This is a genomic window from Streptomyces sp. NPDC097640, from assembly GCF_040302705.1.
Classification (GTDB): Bacteria; Actinomycetota; Actinomycetes; order Streptomycetales; family Streptomycetaceae; genus Streptomyces.
Genome location: NZ_JBEOSB010000011.1, coordinates 155,432 through 182,180, shown reverse-complemented (window position 1 = coordinate 182,180; position 26,749 = coordinate 155,432). Strand labels below are relative to the sequence as shown.

Here is a 26,749-nt window from a genome sequence, read left to right as displayed (position 1 = left end):
GCTCCACCGCCGGGGGCTCCACCGCCGGGGGCTCCACCGCCGGGCGGGGCGCCGCCACCGGGGCGGGCCTCCGGCACCGGGGCGGGGCTCCGGCACCGGGCGGGGCTCCGGGGTCCAGGGGCGGAGCTCCCCACGCGGCGGAGCCGCACATCGGCAGGGGCCGGGAAGGGGCGGGGTGGGGAACAGCGTCGATGTGCGGCTCCGCCACGTGTCCGCCGGACACCCCCGACGATCTAGACGGTCCAGACCGTCGGGGCGGTCACAGGAGGTGCCCCGGGCCGACCGCCGGGTCTCCCGGGCCGCCCGCCGCCGAGGGCCACGCCGCGGACCAGGGCAGATCCAGGACCTCGACCTCGCTCCCCCGGTCCGCGCCGCCGGGCGGGATGACGGCCAGGCCGTCCGCGACGGCGACCCCGCGCAGCATGGCCGGGCCGTTGAAGCGGAGCGGAAGCGCCTCGTCGCCCCGGAAGACCACCGGGACCAGTCGGGTGTCGCGCGGATGGCCCTGGACGGCGGCGGCCAGCGGGGCCGGGCAGGGGGTGGCCGCCGGGCGGCCCGTGAGCGTGCGCAGCAGCGGCTCGGCCAGGGTCAGCAGGCCGGACACGGCGGCCAGCGGATTGCCCGGCAGCCCCACGAGGTGCTTCCCCAGGGCCAGGCGGGCCAGCAGCATCGGGTGGCCGGGGCGCACCGCCACCCCGTCGACCAGCAGCTCGGCGTCCAGCCGGCGCAGCGTGGGGTGGACGTGGTCGACGGGGCCGGCGGCCGTACCGCCGGTGGTCAGCACGACGTCGGCGGAGGATCCGGCCACGGCGGCGTACAGCGCCTCCGCGTCGTCGCCCAGCCGGCGGGTCGCCGTCGGCTCGGCGCCGAGCGCGCGCAGCCAGGGGGCGAGCATCGGGCCGAGCGCGTCGCGGATGCGCCCGTCGTGGGGGAGGCCCTCGCGCAGCAGTTCGTCGCCGAGGACCAGGATCTCGACGCGGGGCCGGGGCACGGTCGGCAGGTCGTCGTACCCGGCGGCGGCGGCCAGGCCCAGTATCACGGGGGTGACCAGGGCGCCCGCGGGGAGCAGGAGATCGCCGCTGCGGCACTCCTGGCCTCGGGGGCGGATGTCCTGACCGGGGGTGACGGGGTGGCCGGGGGCGGCGTACAGCCAGCCGTCGCCCGCGGTGCCGTGTTCGGTGCGGAGCACGGCGGTGGCGCCGGGCGGGATGCGGGCGCCGGTGGCGATGCGGATCGCGTGGCCGTCGGGGAGCGGGTCGCTCTCGGCGTGGCCGGCCAGGATGGACTGCTCGCCGGCGGGGAGCCGCCAGGGGCCGGGGCCGGCGAGGGCCCAGCCGTCCATGGCGGAGGTGTCGAAGGACGGCAGGTCGGTGAGGGCGGTGAGGGGCGCGGCCAGGACGTGGCCGACGGCCTCGGCGAGCGGCCGGGCAAGGGGGGGTCCGTTGAGGGTGGTGGTGGGCGACGGGCGGGATTTCCGGGGGGCGCGGGCCGCGATCGCGCGGGCGTCGGGCCAGGTGGTGGCGGGCCGGTGGCGGGCGGGGGCGCCGGAGGGCCGTCGCGCCCGCGGCGCCCGGTCGCGCGGCACCGTGGTCCATGGGTCGGTCCACTCGGGCTTCTCGGGCTTCTCGGGGTGGCCGCGGCTCTCGAGGTCATCGGCGTGATCGACGCCTTCGGCGTCGTCGGCGTCGTCGCGGTGAACGGGCCCCTCGGCCCAGGTCTCGGCGCGCCGCGTGTACGGACCCTGGTCCTTCGCCAGCGCCAGCGCCTCGTCTAGCTCGCGGTCCAGCGCGTCGCCGCCGCGGGGGTCCCGGTCCGTCATCCCGTCGACTCGGCCTCTTCGGCCCAGCGGGCGGCGAGCGCGGCCGCCTTGCCGGTGGCGGTGGCCAGCGCCTCGGGGCCGCCGCCCTGCTGGGCGGCCGCGTAGCCGACGAGGAAGGTGGTCAGCGGCGCGGCGGGCCTGGCGACGCCGTGCGCCGCGTCCCGGGCGAGGTCGAGAAGGGCGGAGACATCGACATCGAGGTCGATGCCCAGCTCGGCCTTCACTGCGGCGATCCATTCATCCAACACGTGTCCATGCTCCCTGATCCGTGCGCGGGCGGTGGTGATGTCCTCCCAGGTGTCGCAGTCGAAGGAGGCGGTGGGGTGGTGCAGCCGGGCGAGGGTCAGCTCGGCGGTGAGCAGCCGCAGGGGCAGCCCGGCCAGCCCGCCGTGCTCGGCCGCGAGCAGCGCGATCTCCCGGCGCAGCGGCTCGGCGCGGTACGCCGCGACCAGGGGCTGTTCGCGGCCGCCGGAGTCGGTGAGCAGCACCCCTTCGGCCTGCCCGAGGCCCTGGACGAGCGCCCCGACGGTGTCGTCGGTGAGGAACGGCAGATCCGCGGAGAGCACGAGGACGACGGGCGCCGTGGTCCGGCGCACCCCGGCGTCGACGGCCGCGACCGGCCCGCCGCCGGGCGGCTCCTCGCGGGTCCAGTCCACGGGCCGCGCGGTCGGTCTGCGCGGCCCGACGACGACGGTCCGGCCGGCGCCCCGGCAGGCGCCGAGCACCCGGTCCAGCAGCGGCCGGGCCCCGACCCGCAGCGCCGGCTTGTCCGCGCCGCCCAGCCGCCGGGCGGCGCCTCCGGCCAGGATCACAGCGTCATACGTCACCCCATGAGTATGTCCCCGTGACAGCCGGTGCAGACCCCGAGGGCGGCTTCCCGGACGGCCCCGCTACAGCGACCGCAGCAGCACCGCCGGGTGTTCCACGCAGTCGGCCACATAGCGCAGGAAACCGCCCGCGGTGCCGCCGTCGCAGACCCGGTGGTCGAAGGTGAGCGACAGCTGCACCACCTGCCGTATCGCCAGCTGGTCCTGGTGCACCCACGGCTTCGCGGCTATCCGGCCGACGCCGACCATCGCGGCCTCGGGGTGGTTGATGATCGGCGTCGAGCCGTCGACCCCGAAGACGCCGTAGTTGTTGAGCGTGAAGGTGCCTCCGGTCAGCTCTCCGGGGGAGAGGGTGCCGGAGCGGGCGGCCTCGGTGAGGCGGGTCATCTCGGCGGACAGCCCGGCCGTGTCGCGGGCGTGCGCGTCACGCACCACGGGGACCACCAGGCCGCGGTCGGTCTGCGCGGCGAAGCCGAGGTGGATCTCGGCGCGGCGGGTGATCTCGCCTTCGCTGACCGTCGCGTTCAGCTCGGGGTGGCGGGCGAGGGCCGCCGTGCAGATGCGGGCCAGGACGGCGAGCAGGGAGATCTTGGGCCCGGCCGCGTTCATGGCCGCGCGGGCGGCCAGCAGCTCGGTCGCGTCGGCGTCCACCCAGCAGGTCGCGTCGGGGATCTCCCGCCGGCTGCGGGCCAGTTTCTCGGCGCCGCGCACGCCCCGCACCACGACGCGCTTCCCGTCGGCCGGACGCGCGGCCGGGGCCTGCGGGGCCGGTGCCGCCTTCGCGGCTTCCGTGACCTGTGCGGCCTGTGCGGCCTGCGCGGCCTGCGCTGCCTGCTCCACGTCTGCGCGCAGGATCAGGCCGTCGGGTCCTGAGCCGCGCAGCTCGCTCAGGTCCAGCCCGTGCTCGCGGGCCAGCCGCCGGACGATCGGCGAGATGACGGGAACCGGGCCGTCGCCGCGCCGGCCGGGCGCCGACGACCGCGCCACCCCGTCGGCGACCTGGCCCGGCCCCGGCGCGGACGGTGCCGGGCGCGCGGCCACCGGGCCGGAAGCCGGCGGCGGCGCAGGGCTCCCGGCCGGGGCGGGCGCCGCCGGGGAGGCCGGGTCCGGCGGGGCCGGACGGACGCGGCGGCGCCGGCCGGCCGGGGCCGAAGTGCCATAGCCGACCAGCACATTGCCGGACCCTTCCCCGGCCGCCGGGGGCGGGCTCTCGGCTCTCGGGGGCGGGCCCTCGGCCGTCGGGACGGCGACCGTCAGCAGCGGCGCCCCGACCGGCAGTTCGGTGCCCTCCTCGCCGAAGCGCGCGGTCACCACCCCGCCGTACGGACAGGGCACGTCCACCATCGCCTTGGCGGTCTCGACCTCCACGACCGGCTGGTCGACCGCGACGACATCGCCGACCTCCACCAGCCAGCGCACGATCTCCGCCCCGGTGAGCCCCTCTCCCAGGTCGGGCAGGGTGAACTCGCGCACCTCGGCCATCACACCGCCCTCCCCTCGGTCCACTCCGACTCCCACTGGAGCCGGGCCACCGCGTCCAGCACCCGGTCGACGCCGGGCAGATGGTGCCGCTCCAGCATCGGCGGCGGGTAGGGGATGTCGAATCCGGCCACGCGCAGCACCGGCGCCTCCAGGTGGTGGAAGCAGCGCTCGGTGATCCGGGCGGCGATCTCCCCGCCGGGGCCGCCGAAGCCCGTGGCCTCGTGGACGACGACGGCCCGCCCGGTCCGGCGGACGGAGGCGCACACCGTCTCGTCGTCGAAGGGCACCAGCGAGCGCAGGTCGACGACCTCCAGGTCCCAGCCCTCGGCCGTGGCCGCCTCGGCGGCCTCCAGACAGACCGGCACCGAGGGCCCGTACGAGACGAGGGTGGCGGCCCGGCCGCCGCCGGCCGGGCGCCGCACCACGGCGCGGCCGATGGGGGCGACCTCCTCGGGGTGGTCGGGGGACCACTCGGCCTTGGACCAGTAGAGCCGCTTGGGTTCGAGGAAGACGACCGGGTCGTCGGAGGCGATGGCGGCGCGCAGCAGCCCGTATGCGTCGGCGACGGTGGCCGGGGCGACCACATGGAGGCCGGGCGTCGCCATGTAGTACGCCTCGGAGGAGTCGCTGTGGTGCTCCACGCCGCCGATGCCGCCGCCGTAGGGCACCCGCACGGTGATGGGCATCGGCAGGGCGCCACGGGTGCGGTTGCGCATCCTCGAGACATGGCTGACGAGCTGCTCGAAGGAGGGGTAGGCGAACGCGTCGAACTGCATCTCGACGACGGGCCGCAGCCCGTACATGGCCATGCCGACCGCGGTGCCCAGGATGCCGGCCTCCGCGAGCGGGGTGTCCGTGCAGCGGTCGTCGCCGAACTCCTTCGCGAGCCCGTCGGTGACCCTGAAGACGCCGCCCAGCGTGCCCACGTCCTCGCCGAGGACGTGGACGGCCGGGTCGGCGGCCATCGCGTCGCGCAGCGCGCGGCCCAGGGCCTGGGCCATGGTGGCGGGTTTGACCGCGGTCGCCGTCATCGCTCGCCCTCCTCGGCGCCGAGCTCCGCGCGCAGAAGCTCAGCCTGCTCGCGCAGCTGGCCGGTCTTCTCCGCGTAGACGTCCGCGAAGAGGTCCATCGGTTCCAGGGGCGGGTCCTGGTGCATCCGCGTCCGCAGATCGGCGGCCAGCCGCTCGGCGGCCTCGCGTGCGGCCCGCACGGTCTGGTCGTCGAGCAGGCCGCGGGCGCGCATGGCCTCCTCCAGCAGGTCGATCGGGTCGTGTGCGCGCCAGGCCGCCACCTCGGCGTCGGAGCGGTAGCGGGTGGCGTCGTCGGCGTTGGTGTGGGCGTCGACGCGGTAGGTGACGGCCTCGACGAGGGTGGGGCCGCCGCCCGCGCGCGCCCGGCGGACGGCCTCGCCCAGGACCTGGTGCACGGCCGCCGCGTCATTGCCGTCGACCAGCCGGCCGGGCATGCCGTATCCGACGGCCTTGTGGGCGAGGGAGGGGGCGGCGGTCTGTTTGGCGAGCGGGACGGAGATCGCGAAGCCGTTGTTCTGGATGAGGAAGACGACGGGGGCCCGCCATACCGCGGCGAAGTTGAGCGCCTCGTGGAAGTCGCCCTCGCTGGTGCCGCCGTCGCCGACCAGGGCGAGCGCCACCACGTCGTCTCCCTTGAGGCGGGCCGCGTGTGCCAGGCCCACCGCGTGCGGCAGCTGGGTGGCCAGCGGGGTGCTCAGCGGGGCCACCCGGTGGTCGCGCGGGTCGTAGCCGGAGTGCCAGTCGCCGCGCAGCAGGGTGAGGACCTGCACCGGGTCGATGCCGCGGACGACGGCGGCCAGGGTGTCGCGGTAGCTGGGGAAGAGCCAGTCCTGCTCGCGGAGCACGAGCCCGGCGGCGACCTGGCAGGCCTCCTGACCGGTGGAGGAGGGGTAGACGGCGAGCCTGCCCTGCCTGGTCAGGGCGGTGGCCTGCGCGTTGTACCGGCGGCCGCGGACCAGCTCTCGATGGAGCCGGGTCAGCAGGGCGGGATCGATGTCGGCCGCGGCGTCGGTGCCCAGCAGGCGGTACGGCTCCGCGTCGGGCAGCAGCGGGGCGGCGTCGACGCGGGGCTGCCAGGCGGGCGGGGGAGTGGGTCGATAGGCACCGGGCTGCTCAAGGACCGTCATGGCGCGACCTCCTGCGGACAGGGAGCTGATGGGGCGGGCGAACCCCTCCCTACCGATTGTTCGGTCGTTGACGCATTTTGGCTACAGGCGGCCTCAGCCTGTGGACAAACGGTTCAGCACCGCATGAGATGTGGCCAGGACGTCCATGAAGGGGAGGCGGGGCGGTATGCGGGGCGAACAGATGGCCAATCCGGACGACACGCCCCCGGCCCGTCCCCTGGATCCGATCGACCGCGACATCCTCCGCATGCTCCGGGCGGACGGCCGGGCCTCGATACGCTCCGTCGCCGAGCGGGTGCATGTCTCGCGCGCCAACGCCTACGCGCGTATCAACCGCCTCATCGACGACGGGGTGATCCGCGGCTTCAGCGCCCGGGTGGATCAGGAGCGGGCCGGGCAGGGCTCCTCGGCGTACATCACCCTGAAGATCGTGCAGAACTCGTGGCGCACGGTCCGCGAGCAGCTCAGGCAGCTTCCGGGCGCCGCTCATATCGCCCTGGTCAGCGGGGACTTCGATGTGCTGCTGCTGGTCCACACCGAGGACAACCGCTCGCTGCGCGAGCTGGTCCTCACCCGCATCCAGGCCATACCGGAGGTGCTGAGCACCCGCACGCTGCTGGTCTTCGAGGAGACCGACCTCGACACCGAGCTCTAGACAACCGAGCTCTAGACCAGGGAGACGCGCAGCCCGGCGAACGCCGTGCGGACCACCGCGTCGGCCACCTCGTCCGCGCTCACGGCCCCGCCCCGGCCCGGCCGGTACCACTCCACAATCGAGTTGATCATGCCGAAGAGCAGCCGGGTCGCCAGCCGGGCGTCCACGTCGGGCCGCAGGTCCCCGTCGGTCACGGCCTGCTTGAGCAGCGCGGCGACCTCGTGGTCGAACTCCCGCCGCCGGGCCATGGCCCACCGTTCGGTGTCCGTGTTCCCGCGCACGCGCAGCAGCAGAGTGACGTACGGCAGCTCCGCCATCAGCACCTCGGCGGTGCGCCGGGCCACGTGCTCCAGCCGCTCGACCGCCCGTCCGTCGCGCGCGCCCGGCTCGCCGAGGATGCCGAACAGTCCGTCGAGGGCGCGGCTTATGGCCAGCCTCAGCAGCTCCTCCTTGCCCTTGACGTGGTGGTAGATCGACGACTTGGAGATCCCGGCCGCACGTGAGAGGTGCTCCATGGAGGTGCCGTCGTAGCCACGCTCGTTGAACACCTCCACGGCGACCGCGAGCAGCGATTCGGGCGTATAGGTGTCGCGCTTCGACATGGTCATGATGAGAACAGTTCTTCTTCGGCGGCCGCGCGCCGCATCAGCGGTTGGGACGGGGCATAGCGCCCGGTGGGATAGGCCTGGTGAAGGTTCAACATTACGTCGCGCACCCAGCGCGCGCCGAGCTCACTCCCCCAACGCAGCGGCCCGCGCGGGTAGTTCACCCCCAGCCGCATCGCGGTGTCGATGTCCTCCGGGCTCGCCACCCGGCGGGCGGCGGCGTCCAGGGCGAAGTCGGCCAGCATCGCGACCGTACGGGCCACGATCATGCCGGGCACGTCCTCGATGACGCTGACCTGCTTCCCGAGCGCCTGGAAGAGCCCGATCGCGGACTCCAGGGCCTCGGGGGCGACGGTCTCGGCCGGGGCGAGAGCGATCCGGGTGGCGGCGCGGTAGTCCAGCGCCAGGTCGAAGCGGACACAGGGGACGGGGGAGCCCGTGGTGGCGGACGAGCCGTCGGTGAGGGCCAGCCGGGTGCCGTCGGGGAGGGCGATGAAGCCTCCGGGCGGGGCGTCGGGGTCCGGGGCCTCCCGGGTGACCGTGATGCCCGCCTCCTCGATGAGCCGCGGCAGCTCCCGGGCCGGCCCCGCTCCCTCGTGGACCGCGACCTTTTCCGGGGCCCGGCACGGCTCGGCGGTGTGCGGCTCGGGGCGCGGCGCGCCCTCGGCGTGGTCGTACCAGCCGCGGCCCGACTTGCGCCCGTACAGGCCCGCGTCGACGAGCCGCCGCTGGGCGAGGGACGGGGTGAACCTCGGGTCGTGGAACATCGCCTCCCACACCGAGCGGGTCACGGCCTCGTTCACGTCCTGGCCGATCAGGTCCGTCAGCTCGAAGGGGCCCATCGCGAAGCCGCCGCACTCGCGCAGCACGGCGTCGACGGTGGCCGGGTCGGCGGCACCCTCCTCGTGGACGCGGAACGCCTCGGCGTAGAAGGGGCGGGCGATCCGGTTGACGATGAAGCCGGGGGTGTCCGCGCAGCGCACCGGGGTCTTGCCCCAGGCCGCGACGGTCTCGTACGCCCGGTCGGCGGCCGCCTCCTCGGTGGCGAAGCCGCGCACCACCTCGACCAGCGGCAGCAGCGGAGCGGGGTTGAAGAAGTGCAGGCCCAGGAGGCGGCCGGGGCACCGCAGGGCGCCCGCGACGGCGGTGACGGACAGGGAGGAGGTGTTGGTGGCGAGCAGACAGCCGTCGGAGACGACCGATTCGAGGGCGGTGAACAGCTGCTGCTTGGCCCCCAGGTCCTCCAGGATCGCCTCGATCGCCAGCTCCGCGTCCGCCAGCCCGGCGAGCCCGGCGACCGGGGTGAGCCGGCCCAGGGCGGCGTCCCGGGCTGCGGGGGCGAGCCGGCCCTTGGCGACCAGCCTCTCCAGGCGCGCGGCGATGGCGTCGGCGGCCTGCGCGGCGCGCCCGGGGGCGGCGTCGTAGAGCCGCACGGGATGCCCGGCGACCAGCGCGACCTGCGCGATTCCCTGGCCCATGGTGCCGGTGCCGACCACGGCGACGATGCCGGCGGGGCCGGTCCCCCGGTCGATCGCAGTCATGCCGCTGATCCTCTCGGACGAAGTTATCCACAGGTGCGCCAGGCCCTCTTGTCCCGACCGATCGTTCGGTTACCCTAAGTCTGTCGTCGTTCCCAGCTCAGCTCAATCCCAGCTCGACGAGGAGTTGGTCAGTCGTGACCGCCGGACTCACCACAGCGCAGTTGACCGAGCAGCACCGCCCCACCCTCGACCAGGCTCTGGAGGCCATCCGTACCCGCGCATACTGGTCGCCGCACCCCGAGCATCCGAAGGCCTACGGAGGGGCCGACGCGAGCGGCCGGGAAAGCCTGTCCCCCGCCGACGGCCAGAGGGCGTTCGACGCGCTGCGCGGCAAGCGCTTCGAGCTGGACCAGCCCGGCACGGACGGCTGGACGGCCACCGAGACCTCGCCGTACGGCATCGGGCTGGATGTGGAGTATCCGCACCCGGACATCGAGGTGCTGCTCCCGGCGATGCGGGCCGGCATGGCGGCCTGGCGGGACGCAGGCCCCGAGGCGCGCGCCATGGTCTGCCTGGAGATCCTGGCCCGGATCGGCGCCCGGTCGCACGAGTTCGCGCATGCCGTCATGCACACCAGCGGGCAGGCCTATCTGATGGCGTTCCAGGCCGGCGGGCCACACGCCCAGGACCGCGGCCTGGAGGCGGTGGCCTATGCCTTCGCGGAGCAGACGCGCACCCCCGCGTCGGCCGAGTGGACCAAGCCGCAGGGCAAGCGCGACCCGCTGCGCCTGCGCAAGGACTTCACGGCCGTCCCGCGCGGGATCGCCCTGGTCATCGGCTGCAACACCTTCCCGACGTGGAACGGCTACCCGGGCCTGTTCGCCTCCCTCGCCACGGGCAATCCCGTCCTGGTCAAGCCCCACCCCCGGGCCGTGCTGCCGCTGGCCCTGACCGTCCGGGTGGCGCGCGAGGTGCTGAGCGAGGCGGGCTTCGACCCGAATCTGGTGGCCCTGGCCGCGGAGCGCCCCGACGAGGGCCTGGCGAAGGTCCTCGCCGTGCGCCCCGAGATCCGCATCATCGACTACACGGGCTCCACCGCCTTCGGCGACTGGCTGGAGACCCACGCCCGCCAGGCCCAGGTCTTCACCGAGAAGGCCGGGGTCAACACGGTCGTGATCGACTCCACCGACGACTACAAGGGCATGCTGGGCAATCTGGCGTTCTCCCTGTCCCTGTACTGCGGCCAGATGTGCACCACCCCGCAGAACCTGCTCATCCCGCGCGACGGCATCGCCACGGACGCCGGCCCCAAGTCGTACGACGAGGTGGTCGCCGATCTGGCGGCGGCCGTCGAGCGGCTGCTGGGCGACGACGCGCGGGCGAGCGCCCTGCTCGGCGCGATCGTGAACCCCGGGGTCACGGAGCGGCTGGAGGCCGCCCCCGGCCTCGGCGGCACCGCCCTGGCCTCCCGTCAGGTCGCCCACCCCGAGTTCCCCGAGGCCGCGGTCCGCACCCCCGTGATCGTCAAGGCCGACGGCGCCCGGAAGTTCTGGGAGCCGGCCGACGCCGAGGCGCCCTATCTGTCCGAATGCTTCGGCCCGGTGTCCTTCGCCGTGGCCATGGACTCGACGGCGGACGCGGCCGACCTGCTGCGCCGCACGATCCGCGACAAGGGCGCCATGACCGTCGGCGCGTACACCACCTCCCCAGAGGCCGAGCGGCTGGTCGAGGAGGCCTGTCTGGAGGAGTGCGCCCAGCTGTCGCTGAATCTGACCGGTGGGGTCTACGTCAACCAGACCGCGGCCTTCTCCGACTTCCACGGCACGGGCGGCAACCCCTCGGCCAACGCCGCGTTGTGCGACGGGGCGTTCGTGGCCTCCCGCTTCCGCATGGTCGAGGTCCGCCGCCCGCTGTAACACCGCCGGGCTCCGCGGCTTTCCCGGCTCACTCAGCCGCTCGCCGGAGCCTGGGCAGGCCCTCCCCAGTGGAACAGCGCCATGGCCACGCTGGTGGCCAGGTTGTAGCTGGACACCTGAGGCCGCATGGGGAGGGCCACCAGCCTGGTGGCCCGCTTGCGCACCTCCGGCGAGATCCCGTGCCGCTCGGAGCCGAACGCGAGCAGCGCGTCATCGGGGATGGCCACGGACCGGATGTCCTCCCCCTCCGGATCCAGGGCGTACAGCGGCCCGGGCGGAAGGTCGTCGCTCGGCAGCCGCTCCACCGCGGTGGCGAAGTGAAGCCCGGCGCCCGACCGGACGGCGTTCGGGTGCCAGGGGTCGATATCGCCGGTGGTGACCACCCCGGCGGCCCCGAACCCGGCGGCGAGCCGCACCACGGCGCCCACGTTCCCCAGGTTGCGGGGGTTGTCCAGCACCACGACCGGCGCGGACCTGGCGGGTCCCGTCAGCTCGTCCAGGTTCCGCCGCCGATCGGGCCTGACCGCGAGCGCGGCGACCCGGGTCGGATGGACCTTCGGCACAAGATCGCGCAGCGTCTCCGCCTCCACCTCGACGAGGCGCTCCTCGATCACCCCGGTCAGGTCGCCGGCCAGGTCGTGCGCGAGAGCGAGGGCGCCCGCCTTGTCGCTCGTGACGGCGATCCGCACCTCCGCGCCGAACCGGAGCGCGTGCTTCAGCGCATGGAAGCCGTCCAGCAGCACGGTCCCGGCGGCGGCCTCGCGCCATCGCCGTACGGCCGTCACGGCCTCGTCGTCGCTCATGCCCCTCCCTCCCGCTCAGTCTCGCTGCGCTTCAGTGCGCTGGGACACGCTCATGTCCACAGCCTACGGTCGGCCCGCGGCGCTCTCCTCCGTCCGCTGGCGCGGCAGCCCGGCCGCCCGTGCGGGCAGCCGGTCGCCGATCCGGTCGCGGATCCGGCCCGCCCGCGCACCGACCCAGCGCAGGAAGTTCGTCGGGAGGAAGATCGCATCCGCCGCGATCATGGCCAGGGAGAAGAAGGGCAACCCCAGAAGGACCGCGATCCCGAGGTGCTCCAGCACCATCACCACCAGCATCACGTTCTTCACCCGCCGGTTCAGCAGCGTGAAGGGGAACGCGACCTGCACGATGACGGTGCCATAGGTGAGCACCATGACCAGCAGGCCGCTGCCGGCGAGCACATCGGCCAGGGCGGGCCAGGGCGAGAAGTAGTCCAGGTGCAGCGGGTAGTAGAGCGCGGTGCCGTCCTGCCAGCGCGTGCCCTGGATCTTGTACCAGCCGGCCGAGGCATACAGCAGACAGACCTCGCCCATGATCACCACCAGCGCCCCGTTGTTGACGAGGTTGGCCAGGATGTCCAGGAGGGTGCGCGGCTCGCCGGGGGCGCGGCGCTGGACGAACCACCAGACGCCGTGAACGGCCCACACACCCCACAGGGCCGTGGCCCAGCCGACGCCGGGGAGGGGGCCGTAGTCCGTCCAGTCGAGGCGGGCCTCGCTGAACAGCTGCGCCCACAGCAGGGCCGACCCGGTCAGCGCCCACAGCACGATCCCGGTCGTGTCGCGCGGCGCCGGTGCCCCCGGATCGCGCCGCGCCGCGCGGCGGGCGTCCAGGGACCACACCTGCCCGCACCGGGTCAGCGTCAGATACAGCGCCGCCAGATGGATGACGTTGTCGCCGCCGTCCCCCACGAAGATGCTGCGGTTCTGCATGGAGATCACGCCCAGCATGAACAGCACGGACATCGTGCGGGTCCGCCAGCCGAGCAGGAGCAGCGCGCTGGAGACGAGGGCCAGGGCATAGACGGTCTCGAACCACAGCGCGCCGTCGGACCACATGAGCGCGCTGAAGGCCCCGTTGCCGCCGATGAACTGGCGTGCCATCTCCCAGCTCCATGGGCCCTCGGGCCCGTACAGCTCCTGGCGGTGGGGCCATTCGCGCAGCAGGAACAGCAGCCAGGTGAAGGAGAAACCGATGCGCACCACGGCGGTCTGGTACGGGCCGAGCGCGGATCCGGTGACGCGGGCGTGGGCGCGGGTGACGGCGGCCTCGACGCGGGCGGACGGCCTGGGGCGGGCCGGAGCCGGAGCCGGATCGGGAGCCGGGGGCAGGGCCGGGCGGGGCGGATGCGGGGGCGGCGGCGGGGTCGGCGGGAGAGCGGGGGTGGTCACCGGCGCTTCGCCTCCGGCAGGTCGTCGGCGGTGACCGTCCACCAGGGCAGAAGCCGGTAGCCGGGGCGGGTGTCGATCTTCTCCTCGCTCCATGGCGGGGCGGCCAGCTGCCGGGTGACCGAGCGCAGCTGGACGCGCTGCACGGTGCCGCCGTCCTGCTTCATGCCGAGGCGGAGCATCACGAGCCGCCGCAGATACTGCCCCGAGAGCTGTCCGCGCAGCCCGTTCGGCTGCTCCTCGGCGTTGTGCGAGAGGGTGTAGAACTCCCAGGCGCGGCGCAGCTGGTTCTGCTGGGTGTGGCTGGGCAGCGGATTGTGCCTGATGGCCGCGCCGTCCTGGGCCGACAGATCTCGCCACCCGGTGGTCGCGGTGCCGCCCTCGGGGGTGCGGATCTCGGCACGCGCCTGCACGGCGATGTTCTGCTGGAGCGGGTTGGGGGCGAAGAGCTTCCAGTTCCGTTCGAATTCCGGATATATGTAGTCGTCTATCGCCTCGCTGTGCTGCTTGCTGACCGTGTTGGGCGGCGAGACATTCAGGAAGGCCATCCCCAGGTGGACGGCCACGGCGGCCACGACGACGGCGAGGCCCACCGCGACCACGAGTTGCGAGGGGAGCGAGAGCGGCCCGCCGGCCCCGGTTTCCCCCGCCCCCTTCTCCTCGTACCGCCCCGTCTCCGCCATCCCCGCCCCGATTCCGTGGTCCCGGATCCGCGCTTTCCGCGGCCCTTACGCCCCGGAACGGTACCGATGAGGGCGCGCGGGGCACAGCGCTCCGGGGTTATCCACAGGCTTGACACCCTACGTTCCCCCGGCTCACCATTGAACCGAACGATCGGTCGGTCGGGCCGGGCGGCGGCCCCGGCGGGACGGCGAAGGGGCTTCGCATGACGACGATGACGGCTGACACGGAGGCGTATCAGACGGTGTTCGACGCCGCCCTGGCCGCGGAGGAGCGGATCGAGCCCCGCGACTGGATGCCCGACGCATACCGCTCCTCGCTGGTCAGACAGATGGCCCAGCACGCCCACTCCGAGATCATCGGCATGCAGCCGGAGGCCAACTGGATCACCCGGGCCCCCTCCCTGCGCCGCAAGGCCATCCTCATGGCCAAGGTCCAGGACGAGGCGGGACACGGCCTGTATCTCTACAGCGCCGCCGAGACCCTGGGCACCAGCCGCGAGGAGCTGCTCGACAAGCTCCACTCCGGCCGCCAGAAATACTCCTCGATCTTCAACTACCCCACACTGACCTGGGCCGACGTGGGCGCCATCGGCTGGCTCGTGGACGGCGCGGCGATCACCAACCAGGTGCCGCTGTGCCGCTGCTCCTATGGGCCGTACGCCCGGGCGATGGTCCGCATCTGCAAGGAGGAGTCCTTCCACCAGCGCCAGGGATACGAGCTGCTGCTGACCCTGAGCCGGGGCACCGAGGCGCAGCACGCGATGGCGCAGGACGCGGTGGACCGCTGGTGGTGGCCCTCGCTGATGATGTTCGGCCCGCCTGACGAGGCATCGGCCCACTCCGCCCAGTCCATGGCCTGGAAGATCAAGCGCCATTCGAACGACGAGCTGCGCCAGCGCTTCGTCGACATCTGCGTCCCCCAGGCCGAGGCGCTCGGCCTCACCCTCCCCGACCCCGATCTGAAGTGGAACGAGGAGCGGGGCCACTACGACTTCGGGCCGATCGACTGGGAGGAGTTCCGCGAGGTGCTCAGGGGAAACGGGCCGTGCAACGCCCAGCGCATATCCCAGCGGCGCCGGGCCCATGAGGAAGGCGCCTGGGTGCGCGAGGCGGCCGCGGCCTACGCGGCCAAGCAGGGAAAGGCCGGCGCATGAGCGGCGACACCAGCGGTGAGTGGCCCCTGTGGGAGGTATTCGTGCGCGGCAGGCGCGGCCTCTCCCACACCCACGCCGGCAGCCTGCACGCGCCGGATGCCGAGATGGCCCTGCGCAACGCGCGCGATCTCTACACGCGCCGCTCCGAGGGCGTCTCCATCTGGGTCGTGCCCTCCGACCGGATCACCGCCTCCTCTCCGGACGAGAAGGACCCCTTCTTCGAACCGGCCGCCGACAAGCCCTACCGCCATCCGACCTTCTACGAGATCCCGGAGGGGGTGCGCCACCTGTGACCGCCGCACTCGCCCTCGGCGACGACGCTCTGGTGCTCTCCCACCGGCTGGGGGAGTGGGCGGGACACGCCCCGGTGCTGGAGGAGGAGGTCGCCCTCGCCAACATCGCCCTGGACCTGCTCGGGCAGGCGCGGGTGCTGCTCTCCCTGGTGGGCGACGAGGACGAGCTGGCCTATCTGCGGGAGGAGCGCGCCTTCCGCAATGCGCAGCTGGTCGAGCAGCCCAACGGAGACTTCGCGCACACCATCGCCCGCCAGCTGTACTTCTCCACCTATCAGGAGCTGCTGTACGAGCGGCTGGCGCGCGGCGACGGCCCCTTCGCCCCGCTGGCCGCCAAGGCGGTCAAGGAGGTCGCCTACCACCGCGACCACGCCGAGCACTGGACCCTGCGGCTGGGCGACGGCACCGCCGAGAGCCATGAGCGGATGCGGCGCGGCCTGGAAGCGCTGTGGCAGTTCACCGGCGAGCTGTTCGAGCCGGTCGAGGGGTGCGAGGTGGACTGGACCGCACTGCACGACGAGTGGCTGGCGCGGGTGACGGCCGTGCTGGAGCGGGCCACCCTGGCCGTGCCCGAGGGGCCGCGGCGCGGCGCCTGGGCGGCCGGCGCCGGCCGGCAGGGCATCCACACCGAGCCGTTCGGCCGGATGCTGGCCGAGATGCAGCATCTGCACCGCAGCCACCCGGGGGCGTCATGGTGACGCCCGCGCCCGCGACCCCGCTCGAGACCCGGCTGCGCGAGCTGGCGGGCGCCGTGCCGGACCCGGAGCTGCCCATGGTGACCCTGGCCGAGCTCGGAGTGCTGCGCGCGCTGCGCGTCATGGCGCCGGGCCGCGTCGAGGTCGAGCTGACCCCCACCTACACCGGCTGCCCCGCCCTGGAGTCGATGGCCGCCGACATCGAGCGGGTGCTGCACGACCAGGGCATACCCGAGGTGGCGGTCCACACCGTCCTCTCCCCGCCCTGGACGACGGACGCGATCAGCGCGGAGGGCCGCCGCAAGCTGGCCGAGTCCGGCATCGCGCCGCCCGGCCCCCGCGCCGCGGGCGGGCCGGTCGCCGTCGACCTGGCGGTGCGCTGCCCGCACTGCGGATCGACCGACACCAAGCTGCTCAGCCGCTTCTCCTCCACCGCCTGCAAGGCGCTGCGCCGCTGCGAGACCTGCCGCGAACCCTTCGACCACTTCAAGGAGTTGTGATGACCGCCGAAGGCGTGGCGGCGCCCGTGCCCCGCCACGGCGCCTTCCATCCCCTGCGGGTGATCGCGGTCGACCGGCTCACCGACGACTCGGTGGCCGTCACCCTGCGGATCCCGCCCGCGCTGCGCCAGACCTTCCGCTTCTCCCCGGGGCAGCACATCGCGGTGCGGCGGTTCGCCGACGGCGGCCAGATACGGCGGACGTACTCGATCTGCACACCCGCCCTGGAGTCCGAGGGCCCCGCCGCCCTGCGGGTCGGGGTGCGGCTGGTCGAGGGCGGCGAGTTCTCGACCTACGCCCTGAAGGAGCTCGCGGTCGGCGAGGTCATGGAGGTGATGGCCCCGGCCGGCCGGTTCGTCCTGGACCCCAGGCCCGGCCACTTCGCCGCCGTGGTCGGCGGCAGCGGCATCACCCCCGTTCTGTCCATCGCGGCGACGCTGCTGGCCGGCGAGCCCGAGGCCCGCTTCAGCCTGGTCCGCGGTGACCGCACCACCTCCTCCACGATGTTCCTGGAGGAGGTCGCCGATCTGAAGGACCGCTGGCCCGGCCGGTTCCAGCTGGTGAGCGTCCTCTCCCGGGAGGAGCGCCAGGCCGGTCCGGTCTCCGGGCGCCTCGACGAGGAGCGGCTGACCGGGCTGCTGCCGGCGCTGCTGCCGGTGGGCTCGGTGGACGGCTGGTTCCTGTGCGGGCCCTACGGCATGGTGCGCGGCGCCGAGCAGGCACTGCGCGCACTCGGGGTCGCCCGCGGCCGCATCCATCAGGAGATCTTCCATGTGGACGCCGGGGACGGCGAGGCCGCCCCCGCGGGGCCGGGCCCGGCCACCGCCCCGTCCCGCGGCGTGGTGACGGCGACGCTGGACGGCCGCTCGGGCACCTGGCCGGTGCGGGAGGGCGAATCGCTGCTGGAGGCCGTGGAGCGCAACCGCCCGGACGCGCCGTACGCCTGCAAGGGCGGGGTCTGCGGCACCTGCCGGGCGTTCCTGGTCTCCGGCGAGGTGCGGATGGACCGGAACTTCGCCCTGGAGCCGGACGAGGTGGCGGCCGGTTATGTGCTGGCCTGTCAGTCACATCCGGTCGGCGAGCGCGTGGAGCTGGACTTCGACCGCTGACACACCGAACCGCCGAACCACTGAACCGCCGACCCGCCGCGCGGGCGTTCCCTTCTTGTAGAACCTGTTCTATCTTGACGGGCCGTCAGACCAAGCCATGGCGCGGGAGGACGGACAGTGGACTTCACCTTCACCGAGGAGCAGCAGGCGGCCGCCGAGGCGGCGAAGGCGGTCTTCTCCTCCGCCCCGCCGGACGGGGTGCCCAGCCCCGCGCTCACGCCCGGCGCCGTCGCCGACGACCTCGACCGCAGGCTGTGGGGCAAGGCCGCCGACGCCGATCTGCTGAGCCTCCTCCTCGACCCGCGGTACGGCGGCGCCGGTCTCGACCCCATCGCCCTGTGCCTGGTGCTGCGCGAGGCCGGCCGGGTCCTGGCCCGGGTGCCGCTGCTGGAGTCCACCGCGGCCGCCCTCGCCGTCCAGCGATACGGCGGGGAGGAGCTGCGCTCCGCCGTGCTGCCCGGCGCCGGCCGGGGCGAGCTCGTGCTGACCGTCGCGCCCCACGGCCGCACCGGCCATGACGCGGCCGAACTCGCCGTGCAGGCCCGCCAGGACGGCGACGACGGCGCCTGGGTCCTCGACGGCGCTCAGACCGCCGTGCCCTGGGCCCACAGCGCCGACCGCGTCCTCGTGCCCGCCCACACCGGAGCGGGCCGGACGCTCCTCGCGCTCGTCCCCCGCGACCTCACCGGCGTCACCCTCGCGCCGCAGATCTCCACCAGCGGCGAGCGGCTCGCCGAGATCCGCCTGGACGCCGTGCGGCTGGACGGCTCCGAGGTGCTGACGGCGGACGGCGCCTGGGAGTGGCTGCGCCATCTCCTCACCACCGGCACCTGCGCGCTCGCACTGGGCCTCGGCGAAGCGGTGCTCGCCGTGACCAGCTCCTACACCGGCAAGCGCGAGCAGTTCGGCTTCCCGCTCGCCACCTTCCAGGCGGTCGCCGTCCAGGCGGCCGACCGCTATATCGACCTGCGCGCGATGGAGGCCACGCTCTGGCAGGCCGCCTGGCGGCTGGCCATGGAGACCATGGACCCCGACGGCGCGCCCGCCGCGCCCGGGGCGCTGCCCATCGCGGGGGATGTCGCCGTCGCCAAGATCTGGGCCGCCGAAGGGGTGCGCCGCGTCGTCCAGACCGCACAGCATCTGCACGGCGGCTTCGGCGCGGCGACCGACTATCCGCTGCACCGCTACCACGCCTGGGCCAAGCAGCTGGAGCTGTCCCTGGGCCCCGCCGCCGCACACGAGGAGGCCCTCGGCGACCTCCTCGCCGCCCACCCCCTGGGCTAACGGGCTTCTAGAGCACAAAAGCTCCGTCGGCCGTGGCGTCGTCCCGCCCGCTCACCAGCGGGCGGCCCGCCCGCTGCCAGGCGAGCATGCCGCCGTCCACGTTCACCGCGTCCAGGCCCTGGGCGATCAGATACTGCGTCACCTGCGCGGACCGCCCGCCGACCCGGCACACCACATGCACCCGTCCGCCGTCGCTCAGCGCCTCGGTGAGCTCGCCGAACCGGGCCACGATCTGTCCCATGGGGATGTGCAGGGCGCCTTCGGCGTGGCCCGCGCCCCACTCGTCGTCCTCCCGGACATCCAGCAGAAACCCATCGGCCGGCACCGCCGCGGCCTCCACCTCGGGAAGCGGGGCAAAACCCATCACACACACCTCTCACACGACACAACAGCTGAGGGAAACCTACTACCGCACCAGCCCGGCCAGCTGATTCTCCTTCTCGGACACCTTGACCAGCAGCTGCTCGGCGATGTCGTCGAGCAGCCCGTCGGGGTCCTCCGGCGCCATCTTGATCATCGCGCCGATCGCGCTGGACTCCAGCTCGGCGGCGACCTCGGCCAGCATCTCCTTGCGCGCGGCCAGCCACTCCAGCCGGACGTACAGCTCCTCGCTGCGGCTCCACCGGCGCTCGGGCGGCGGCGGCCCGGCCGCCCACTCCTCGGCCAGCGCCCGCAGCCTCCCCTCGTCCCCGGCCGCATACGCCGCGTTGACCCGCACGATGAACTCACCGCGCCGCTTCCGCTCGGTCTCCTCCTCCGCCAGGTCCGGGTGCGCCTTGCGGGCGAGCTCCCGGTAGATGCGGCGCGCCTCCTCGCTCGGCCGCACCCGCGGCGGCGGCTGCACCGGCTGCTCGGTGAGCATGGCGGCCCCCTCGGGCGACAGCCCGTCGGAGTCGATCCAGCCGTGGAACAGCTCCTCCACCTTCGGCATCGGCAGCACCAGCCCCCGCGCCTCCCGCGCCTTGCGGATGTCCTCGGGGTCGTTGGTGCGCGCCGCCACCGCCTCGGCGATCAGCGCGTCCAGCTCGTCGAGCCGTGAGTACATCGGCCCGAGCCGCTGGTGGTGCAGCCGGGAGAAATTGTCCACCTCGATGCGGAACGTCTCCACCGCGATCTCGAACTCGATCAGCGCCTGCTCAGCCGCCAGCACGGCCCGCTCGAGCCGCGCGGTGGCCTCCGCCTCCGCGGTCGCGTCCGCATCCGCGCCCGCCGGCGCCTCCGCGTCCACCCCCGACGCGGCATCCGCCTCCGACGACGTCTGTGATCGGGCTTCGGGCCCCCTCCGTGCCGGCTCCTGCGATTCGGCCTGGGGCTCTGCTTCCGGCACCGGCTGCCGGGCCTGTCGCTGCGCTTCCGGGTTCGTCACCCGCTCAGCCTACGTCCGGCGGCGACCCGGCCGCGGCGGTGTCACACCCCCAACTCGGCCGCTATCCGCCCGCCCCGCACGGCGGCGAGAAGCCGCGCGTGGTCCTCCTCCGTGCGGTCCGCATACGCCACCGCGAACGCGGCCACCGCTTCGTCCAGCTCCTCTCCCTTTCCGCAGTACCCCGACAGCAGCCGCGGATCCACGCTGTGCGCATGCGCCCGCGCCAGCAGCGCGCCCGTCATCCGCCCGTAGTCGTCCATCTGGTCGGCCGGCAGCGCCACCGGGTCCACGCTCCCCTTGCGGTTGCGGAACTGCCGCACCTGATAGGGGCGCTCCTGGACCGTGGCCCAACCCAGCAGGATGTCGCTGACGACCTGCATCCGCTTCTGGCCGAGCACCACCCGCCGCCCCTCGTGCGCGACGGCGGGCACCTGGAAGCCGGCCTGCCTCACATACGGCAGCAGCGCGGACGGCCGCGCCTCCTTGACCTGAAGCACCATCGGCTCGCCCCGGTGGTCGAGCAGCAGCACCACATACGACCTGGTCCCCACGGATCCGGTGCCCACCACCCGGAACGCCACGTCATGCACCGAGTAACGGGCCAGCAGCGGCAGCCGGTCCTCCGGCAGCGTGCCCAGATATGCGCCCAGCGCCGACGCCACGGCCGCCGCCTCGGCGTCCGGGACCCGCCGCAGCACCGGCGGCGCGTCCACGAAGCGCCGCGCCACCGGCCGCCCGGACGGATTCCGCTCGTCCGGCACGGCCTCCGTCGACCTGGCCGCGAACCGCGCGCTGGTGTTCCGCCGCGCCTTCTCCGAGACCCGCTCCAGCGTGCCGGCCAGATCCTTGGCATCCGCGTGCGAGACCAGCTCCTCGTCCGCGATCGCGTTCCACGCGTCGGCGGCGGGCAGCTTCGACAGCAGCCGCAGCGTGCGCCGATAGGCGCCCACCGCGTCATGGGCCGCCGCCCGGCATGTGTCCTCGTCCGCGCCCACCTCCCGCCCGGCCAGCACCAGCGAGGTGGCGAGCCGCTTCACATCCCACTCCCACGGGCCGTGGATGGTCTCGTCGAAGTCGTTGAGATCGATGACCAGGCCGCCGCGGGCGTCCCCGTACAGACCGAAGTTGGCGGCGTGGGCGTCGCCGCAGAGCTGGGCGCCGACGCCGGTCACCGGCGTGGCCGCCAGGTCATGGCCCATCAGCCCGGCCGCCCCGCGCAGAAAAGAAAAGGGAGAGGCGGCCATCCGCCCGACCCTGATCGGTGTCAGCTCCGGCAGCCGCCCGGCGTTGGACCGCTCGACCTCCTCCACCGCGTCCGGCCGCCCCGCGTCCGACGGCAGCTCGCGGTGGGCCGAGCGGGGCACCCGCTCGCGCAGCCCCTTCCCCTCCTGCCGGGCCGTGCCGCTCCCCGGCCACCTCGCGAACCCCGGAACCTGCGGCAGCCGCCGCACCGCCTGCCGACCGCTCTCGACGTCCGTCATCACACGCCCCCCGTTTCCCCGCCGGCCCGAGCACCGGCCATGTCACAGCCGCCGAAGCCGACCGAAGGCTTCGACTGCCAAGACCGTACAGCGCGCCGCGAAAACCCGTCACAGCCTGTGGATAACTCCGCCGACCGGCGCGAATGCCCTGCTCAGAGGGGGCGCACAGCCGACCCTCACCGAGCTCCGCCCCGGGCCGGGACCCGGCTCAGTCCCGGGCGGCGCCCTCCCGGCACGCTTCGTCCCCGGGCATGTACCACTGCCTCGCCCACTGAGCCAGCTCGTTCAAGGCGGGCTCCAGCGCCCTGCCGCTCTCCGTCAGGCGGTAGGTCACCCTCAGCGGCGGCCCCGGGTCGACCTCCCGCAGCACCAGCCCCGCCGCCACCAGCTCCGTGAGCCGGTCGGTCAGCATCCGCTCGCTGATCTTCGGGATGGCCCGCCGCAGCTCGGCGAAGTACGCGGCCCGCTCGGTCAGGACGGCGACGATGAGCCCGGTCCACCGCTTTCCGAACAGCTCGAAGACGCGGGTCATCCCCACATCGACCTTCTTGCACGCCTTCTGGTCGTGCTCCTCGCTCCCGCCACCGCCCGCCATGGAGGACAGCGTACTGCCACCCCAGGACCATACTGCGGAAAAGTAAGCTCCTGTGTTATTCATAGCTACGTAGGAATTCTTAGCTGGGTTCCGGGTCGGCACGCCGCGCCCCGGAACCGATACCGAGCCCTCGTCGGAAGGCCCTCATGCCCACGCTTCTGCACATCGACAGCTCCCTCTTCCCGGCCGACGCCTCCACCTCGCGCGCCGTCACGGCCACCTTCCGCAAGGAGTGGGAAGCCCAGCACCCGGGCGGCACGGTCATCTACCGCGACCTGGCCGCCACCCCCCTGCCACACCTGGACGGCCTCGCCGCCGCCGCGGCCTTCACCCCCGCCGAGCAGCGCACGCCGGAGCTCAAGGCCGCCTACGCCCTGCGGGACACCCTGGCCTCCGAGCTTGAGCAGGCCGACGCGGTCGTGATCGGCGCCCCCATGTACAACTTCACGATTCCCTCCTCGCTCAAGGCGTGGCTGGATCACGTGATCATCGCGGGCCGCACCGCGATGGCCCAGCCGTCCACCACCGCGGGCACCCCGACGGTCGTCGTCGCCAGCCGAGGCGGCGGCTACGGCCCCGGCACCCCGCGTGAGAGCTTCGAGTTCGTCCTCAACTATCTGGACAAGACACTGACCGAGATGCTCTCCCTCGACGTCGAGTTCGTCGTCCCGGAGCTGACCCTGGCCCGCACCAATCCGGCCATGGCGGACCTGGTCGAACTCTCCGACGCTTCCAAGGCCAGGGCTCACGAGGAGGCGGCCACCAAGGCCAAGACCCTCGCCACCCGGTTCGCCGCCTGATCCAGATCCGGACACCTGCCCGACCCGCCGCGCCGACCGCCCGGCGGGTCTCCGGGCTCTCCCCCGCGCCCCGGCGCCGCCACGTATCACACGGGCCGTGACCTGAGGCACATCCCCAACGCAAAACAGGCCCCTCCGGCGCGACTTTCGTCACACAGGAGAGGCCCGCTTCGACTGGTGCGCGAGGGGGGAGTTGAACCCCCACGCCCTTTCGGGCACTGGAACCTGAATCCAGCGCGTCTGCCTATTCCGCCACCCGCGCATGGGTGCTGCCGTTTGGCTCGCCGCCACCCTCCCCAGCCGTTTGCTCCGGCCCGTTCGGTCTGTGCGGTGCGCCTTCCGACATCCAGAACATTAGCACGGCACGCAGGGTGGACTCACACGCGTTCCCGACGCCCCAGCACCCGCCCGACCGGATAGCGACCCGGTTGCGGGACACTGTCATGAAGGCACCTCTACGATCCCTGTGAGAGGTGACACTGCTCCACAGGGCCAGGAAGGGGAACCACCCGATTTCCCGACGCGTGGATACGATCAGTAAGCAGTATGAGGACGACACTGAGCACGATTGAGGAAGGAGGTGCCCCGTGGGAGTACTGAAGCGCTTCGAGCAGCGTCTCGAGGGTCTCGTGAACGGCACCTTCGCCAAGGTGTTCAAGTCCGAGGTCCAGCCGGTCGAGATCGCGGGCGCGCTCCAGCGTGAGTGCGACAACAACGCCAGCATCTGGAACCGCGACCGGACGGTCGTCCCCAACGACTTCATCGTCGAACTGAGCGCGCCCGACTACGAGCGGCTCAGCCCGTACTCGGGCCAGCTCGGCGATGAACTCGCGGGCATGGTGCGCGACTACGCCAAGCAGCAGCGCTACACGTTCATGGGCACCATCAAGGTCAGTCTCCAGAAGGCCGACGACCTCGACACCGGCCTGTACCGCGTACGCAGCCGCACCCTGGCGTCCAGCGAGTCCCAGAGCCCGTCGCAGGGCCGCGGCCCCGCCGCGCCCCAGCAGCGCCCCGGCGGCTACGGCCACCCCCCGCAGCCCGCGAGCGCGCCCCCCATGCCCTCCGCTCCGCCGCCCGGCGGCCGCACCGCGCCCCGCCCGGGCGGTCCCGGTGTCGGCACGCAGTCGTACGGGGGGCAGACCCGCCGGTGGATCGAGATCAACGGCACCCGCCACCAGATCTCCCGGCCCACCCTGGTCCTGGGCCGCAGCACCGACGCCGACGTACGGATCGACGACCCCGGCGTCTCGCGCCGGCACTGCGAGATCCGGGTCGGAACACCCCCGACCATCCAGGATCTGGGGTCGACCAACGGCATCGTGGTGGACGGGCAGCACACCACACGCGCTACGCTCCGCGACGGCTCGCGCATCGTCGTGGGCAGTACCACCATCGTTTACCGGCAAGCCGAAGGGTGAAGCGGGGGCAATGTCAGAGCTGACCCTCACGGTCATGCGGTTGGGTTTCCTCGCCGTACTGTGGCTGTTCGTCATCGTGGCCGTCCAGGTCATCCGTAGCGACCTGTTCGGGACCCGCGTGACCCAGCGCGGTTCGGCGCGGCGCGGCGCCCCCGACCGGCCGCAGCAGCGGCAGGCGGCGACGCCTCCGCCCCAGCGCCAGCAGCCCGCAGCCCGGGGTGGCGGCCGCGGCCGCCGCGGCGCCCCCACCAAGCTGGTCGTCTCCGAGGGCACCCTCGCGGGCACCACGGTCGCCCTCCAGGGCCAGACCATCAGCCTCGGCCGGGCCCATGACTCGACCATCGTGCTGGACGACGACTACGCCTCCAGCCGGCATGCCAGGATCTACCCGGACCGCGACGGCCAGTGGATCGTCGAGGACCTCGGGTCCACCAACGGCACATATCTCGACCGGACCCGACTCACCACACCGACACCGATTCCGCTGGGCGCGCCGATCCGTATCGGCAAGACCGTCATCGAGCTGCGGAAGTAGTACGACCATGACGACCGGAGGGTGGGCAGCGTGGTTGGCAAGGGGCTGTACCCGGAGCCGACGGGCGAGGTGCGCATGAGTCTGTCACTGCGTTTCGCCGCCGGATCACACAAAGGCATGATCCGGGAGGGCAACGAGGACTCCGGCTACGCCGGCCCCCGGCTGCTCGCCATCGCCGACGGCATGGGCGGCCAGGCCGCCGGCGAGGTCGCCAGTTCGGAAGTGATCTCCACCCTCGTCCAGCTCGACGACGACGTCCCCGGCTCGGACATCCTGACCTCCCTGGGCACCGCCGTTCAGCGCGCCAATGAGCAGCTGCGCATCATGGTCGAGGAGGACCCCCAGCTGGAGGGCATGGGCACCACGCTCACCGCCCTGCTGTGGACCGGCCAGCGGCTCGGCCTCGTCCACGTCGGCGACTCGCGCGCGTATCTGCTGCGCGACGGCGTGCTCACCCAGATCACCCAGGACCACACCTGGGTGCAGCGCCTCGTCGACGAGGGCCGCATCACCGAGGAGGAGGCGGGCACCCACCCGCAGCGCTCCCTGCTGATGCGCGCCCTGGGCAGCGGCGACCACGTCGAGCCCGACCTGTCCATCCGCGAGGTCCGGGCCGGTGACCGCTATCTCATCTGCTCCGACGGCCTGTCCGGCGTGGTCAGCCACCAGACCCTCGAGGACACTCTCGCCAGCTACCACGGCCCGCACGAGACGATCCAGGAGCTCATCCAGCTCGCGCTGCGCGGCGGCGGCCCCGACAACATCACCTGCATCGTCGCCGACGTCCTCGACGTCGACGGCAGCGACACCCTCGCCGGGCAGCTGAACGACACCCCCGTCATCGTGGGCGCGGTCGCCGAGAACCAGACCCCCCTCGGGGACGGCGGCGCCGCGCACACCCCCGCGGGCCGCGCCGCCGAACTCGGGCGCAACCGGGGCGTTCCGCACCCGGGGGATCCCCAGGGCGGCTTCGGCCCGCCGGGGAGCGGCGACCCGTCGCTCGGCGGACCGCCCGAGGGCAGCTACGGGGCGTACGCGGACGCCGACTTCGCCAAGAAGGGCGGCGCGCGGAAGTGGGTCAAGCGCTCGCTGTACGTCGCCCTGGGTCTCGCGGTGGTCGGCGGCGGCCTCTACGGCGGCTACCGCTGGACGCAGAAGCAGTACTACGTGGGCGTCAACGGCGACCACGTGGCGATCTACCAGGGCATCAGCCAGGACCTCGCCTGGATCAAGCTCAACAAGGTCCATGAGGACCACCGTGAGATCGAACTCAAGTACCTCCCGGTGGACCAGCGCAGCCGCGTCGAGGACACCATCGCGGTCAGCAGCCTCGGCCAGGCCAAGGTCAAGACCAAGGACCTGGCCACCCTCGCCAGCGCCTGCAAGAAGACCGACGAGCAGCGCCAGGCCGAGGAGAAGCAGCAGGACCTGACCAAGGACAAGAACAAGTCCGGCGGGTCCTCCGGCAACAAGGCCCAGACCAACAACGAGATCACGACGCGCGCGGGCGAGGCCACCACGCCGCCGGCGCCCGGCCAGGGGCCGGGTACCGGCGGGAGCGGGAGCGGCAAGGCGTCGAGCACGCCCTCGAACACGCCTTCGTCCACACCCTCGTCCACCGCCACGCCCAAGCCCGGCCCCACCCTCTCCGAGGAAGAGCAGAAGTTGGTCCCGCAGTGCAGCAGCACCCAACAGTGAAGC

General features: G+C 73.3%; 26 protein-coding genes and 1 tRNA gene. 12 read left to right on the top strand and 15 right to left on the bottom strand.

Annotation, left to right across the window (positions count from 1 at the left end):
- Positions 1–259: 259 nt before the first annotated feature.
- From ABTY62_RS19620 to pdhA, 5 genes are read right to left on the bottom strand one after another with little or no spacing between them, the layout of a single operon-like run.
- Positions 260–1,819 carry a molybdopterin molybdotransferase MoeA gene (locus ABTY62_RS19620; protein ID WP_352130667.1) on the bottom strand — a complete coding sequence of 520 codons (1,560 nt, stop codon included), beginning with the start codon at positions 1,817–1,819 and terminating at the stop codon, positions 260–262.
- Positions 1,816–2,670: an NTP transferase domain-containing protein gene (locus ABTY62_RS19615; protein ID WP_502997486.1), complete on the bottom strand. Its 855-nt coding sequence runs from the start codon at positions 2,668–2,670 to the stop codon at positions 1,816–1,818. Before ABTY62_RS19615 ends, ABTY62_RS19620 begins: the two co-directional genes overlap by 4 nt.
- A gap of 39 nt (positions 2,671–2,709) precedes the next feature.
- Positions 2,710–4,128 carry a dihydrolipoamide acetyltransferase family protein gene (locus ABTY62_RS19610; RefSeq protein ID WP_352130757.1) on the bottom strand — a complete coding sequence of 473 codons (1,419 nt, stop codon included), beginning with the start codon at positions 4,126–4,128 and terminating at the stop codon, positions 2,710–2,712.
- On the bottom strand, positions 4,128–5,159 hold the full coding sequence (locus ABTY62_RS19605) for an alpha-ketoacid dehydrogenase subunit beta (protein WP_352130665.1): 1,032 nt from the start codon (positions 5,157–5,159) through the stop codon (positions 4,128–4,130). Before ABTY62_RS19605 ends, ABTY62_RS19610 begins: the two co-directional genes overlap by 1 nt.
- Entirely contained in the window at positions 5,156–6,286 is a 1,131-nt protein-coding gene (gene pdhA / locus ABTY62_RS19600) for a pyruvate dehydrogenase (acetyl-transferring) E1 component subunit alpha (protein WP_352130664.1), read from the bottom strand. Before pdhA ends, ABTY62_RS19605 begins: the two co-directional genes overlap by 4 nt.
- 166 nt (positions 6,287–6,452) lie before the next feature.
- Between pdhA and ABTY62_RS19595 the strand changes: the two genes are divergently transcribed.
- Entirely contained in the window at positions 6,453–6,941 is a 489-nt protein-coding gene (locus ABTY62_RS19595) for an Lrp/AsnC family transcriptional regulator (protein ID WP_311725948.1), read from the top strand.
- 11 nt (positions 6,942–6,952) lie between these two features.
- Here the strand turns inward: ABTY62_RS19595 and ABTY62_RS19590 are convergent, their stop codons facing one another.
- Positions 6,953–7,549, bottom strand: a complete 597-nt coding sequence (locus ABTY62_RS19590) for a TetR/AcrR family transcriptional regulator (RefSeq protein WP_352130663.1) — start codon at positions 7,547–7,549, stop codon at positions 6,953–6,955.
- Positions 7,546–9,087 (bottom strand): 3-hydroxyacyl-CoA dehydrogenase, encoded by a 1,542-nt coding sequence (locus ABTY62_RS19585; protein WP_352130662.1) that lies wholly within the window; start codon positions 9,085–9,087, stop codon positions 7,546–7,548. The genes ABTY62_RS19590 and ABTY62_RS19585 overlap by 4 nt, the downstream gene beginning before the upstream one ends.
- Before the next feature lie 134 nt (positions 9,088–9,221).
- On the opposite strand from ABTY62_RS19585, the gene paaN reads away from it, so the two are divergent.
- Positions 9,222–10,943: a phenylacetic acid degradation protein PaaN gene (gene paaN, locus ABTY62_RS19580; protein ID WP_352130661.1), complete on the top strand. Its 1,722-nt coding sequence runs from the start codon at positions 9,222–9,224 to the stop codon at positions 10,941–10,943.
- A 32-nt stretch (positions 10,944–10,975) separates the two neighbouring features.
- Here the strand turns inward: paaN and ABTY62_RS19575 are convergent, their stop codons facing one another.
- From ABTY62_RS19575 to ABTY62_RS19565, 3 genes are all read right to left on the bottom strand, one after another.
- Positions 10,976–11,746, bottom strand: a complete 771-nt coding sequence (locus tag ABTY62_RS19575) for a TrmH family RNA methyltransferase (protein ID WP_352130660.1) — start codon at positions 11,744–11,746, stop codon at positions 10,976–10,978.
- Between the two features lie 63 nt (positions 11,747–11,809).
- A complete protein-coding gene (locus tag ABTY62_RS19570) occupies positions 11,810–13,135 on the bottom strand; it encodes an HTTM domain-containing protein (protein WP_352130659.1) in 1,326 nt (441 codons plus the stop codon).
- Positions 13,132–13,815, bottom strand: a complete 684-nt coding sequence (locus ABTY62_RS19565; protein ID WP_352130658.1) for a DUF5819 family protein — start codon at positions 13,813–13,815, stop codon at positions 13,132–13,134. The genes ABTY62_RS19570 and ABTY62_RS19565 overlap by 4 nt, the downstream gene beginning before the upstream one ends.
- Before the next feature lie 203 nt (positions 13,816–14,018).
- On the opposite strand from ABTY62_RS19565, the gene paaA reads away from it, so the two are divergent.
- The 6 genes from paaA (at position 14,019) to ABTY62_RS19535 (ending at position 18,850) form a co-directional block, all read left to right on the top strand.
- Positions 14,019–14,969 (top strand): 1,2-phenylacetyl-CoA epoxidase subunit PaaA, encoded by a 951-nt coding sequence (paaA, locus tag ABTY62_RS19560; RefSeq protein ID WP_352130657.1) that lies wholly within the window; start codon positions 14,019–14,021, stop codon positions 14,967–14,969.
- Positions 14,966–15,262, top strand: a complete 297-nt coding sequence (gene paaB / locus ABTY62_RS19555; RefSeq protein WP_311725956.1) for a 1,2-phenylacetyl-CoA epoxidase subunit PaaB — start codon at positions 14,966–14,968, stop codon at positions 15,260–15,262. The genes paaA and paaB overlap by 4 nt, the downstream gene beginning before the upstream one ends.
- The gene (gene paaC / locus ABTY62_RS19550) at positions 15,259–15,960 is read left to right on the top strand and encodes a 1,2-phenylacetyl-CoA epoxidase subunit PaaC (protein WP_352130656.1); all 702 of its coding nucleotides are present in this window, start codon (positions 15,259–15,261) and stop codon (positions 15,958–15,960) included. Before paaB ends, paaC begins: the two co-directional genes overlap by 4 nt.
- A complete protein-coding gene (gene paaD, locus ABTY62_RS19545; RefSeq protein ID WP_352130655.1) occupies positions 15,954–16,457 on the top strand; it encodes a 1,2-phenylacetyl-CoA epoxidase subunit PaaD in 504 nt (167 codons plus the stop codon). Before paaC ends, paaD begins: the two co-directional genes overlap by 7 nt.
- Positions 16,457–17,566, top strand: coding sequence for a 2Fe-2S iron-sulfur cluster-binding protein (locus ABTY62_RS19540; protein WP_352130654.1), 1,110 nt, complete (start codon positions 16,457–16,459; stop codon positions 17,564–17,566). The genes paaD and ABTY62_RS19540 overlap by 1 nt, the downstream gene beginning before the upstream one ends.
- Positions 17,567–17,683: 117 nt before the next feature.
- The gene (locus ABTY62_RS19535) at positions 17,684–18,850 is read left to right on the top strand and encodes an acyl-CoA dehydrogenase family protein (protein WP_352130653.1); all 1,167 of its coding nucleotides are present in this window, start codon (positions 17,684–17,686) and stop codon (positions 18,848–18,850) included.
- A 7-nt stretch (positions 18,851–18,857) separates the two neighbouring features.
- On the opposite strand, the gene ABTY62_RS19530 is transcribed toward ABTY62_RS19535, so the two are convergent.
- From ABTY62_RS19530 to ABTY62_RS19515, 4 genes are all read right to left on the bottom strand, one after another.
- Complete coding sequence (locus ABTY62_RS19530) at positions 18,858–19,214, bottom strand: rhodanese-like domain-containing protein (RefSeq protein WP_352130652.1); 357 nt, start codon at positions 19,212–19,214, stop codon at positions 18,858–18,860.
- 42 nt (positions 19,215–19,256) lie between these two features.
- The gene (locus ABTY62_RS19525; protein WP_502997484.1) at positions 19,257–20,216 is read right to left on the bottom strand and encodes a hypothetical protein; all 960 of its coding nucleotides are present in this window, start codon (positions 20,214–20,216) and stop codon (positions 19,257–19,259) included.
- A gap of 41 nt (positions 20,217–20,257) precedes the next feature.
- Positions 20,258–21,697, bottom strand: coding sequence for a DUF2252 domain-containing protein (locus ABTY62_RS19520; RefSeq protein ID WP_352130651.1), 1,440 nt, complete (start codon positions 21,695–21,697; stop codon positions 20,258–20,260).
- Positions 21,698–21,905: 208 nt separating this feature from the next.
- On the bottom strand, positions 21,906–22,292 hold the full coding sequence (locus ABTY62_RS19515) for a winged helix-turn-helix transcriptional regulator (RefSeq protein WP_311725963.1): 387 nt from the start codon (positions 22,290–22,292) through the stop codon (positions 21,906–21,908).
- 146 nt (positions 22,293–22,438) lie between these two features.
- Here ABTY62_RS19515 and ABTY62_RS19510 point away from each other — a divergent pair, with 146 nt between their 5' ends.
- On the top strand, positions 22,439–23,092 hold the full coding sequence (locus ABTY62_RS19510; RefSeq protein ID WP_352130650.1) for an FMN-dependent NADH-azoreductase: 654 nt from the start codon (positions 22,439–22,441) through the stop codon (positions 23,090–23,092).
- A gap of 175 nt (positions 23,093–23,267) precedes the next feature.
- Here ABTY62_RS19510 and ABTY62_RS19505 read toward each other — a convergent pair.
- Positions 23,268–23,354, bottom strand: a tRNA-Leu gene (locus ABTY62_RS19505).
- Positions 23,355–23,679: 325 nt separating this feature from the next.
- Here ABTY62_RS19505 and ABTY62_RS19500 point away from each other — a divergent pair.
- The 3 genes from ABTY62_RS19500 to ABTY62_RS19490 all read left to right on the top strand — a co-directional run bounded on the left by ABTY62_RS19500 (position 23,680) and on the right by ABTY62_RS19490 (position 26,746).
- Positions 23,680–24,513 (top strand): FHA domain-containing protein, encoded by an 834-nt coding sequence (locus ABTY62_RS19500; protein WP_352130649.1) that lies wholly within the window; start codon positions 23,680–23,682, stop codon positions 24,511–24,513.
- 10 nt (positions 24,514–24,523) lie between these two features.
- Positions 24,524–25,048, top strand: a complete 525-nt coding sequence (locus tag ABTY62_RS19495) for an FHA domain-containing protein FhaB/FipA (RefSeq protein WP_352130648.1) — start codon at positions 24,524–24,526, stop codon at positions 25,046–25,048.
- A gap of 75 nt (positions 25,049–25,123) precedes the next feature.
- Positions 25,124–26,746: a PP2C family protein-serine/threonine phosphatase gene (locus ABTY62_RS19490; protein WP_352130647.1), complete on the top strand. Its 1,623-nt coding sequence runs from the start codon at positions 25,124–25,126 to the stop codon at positions 26,744–26,746.
- Positions 26,747–26,749: the final 3 nt, after the last annotated feature.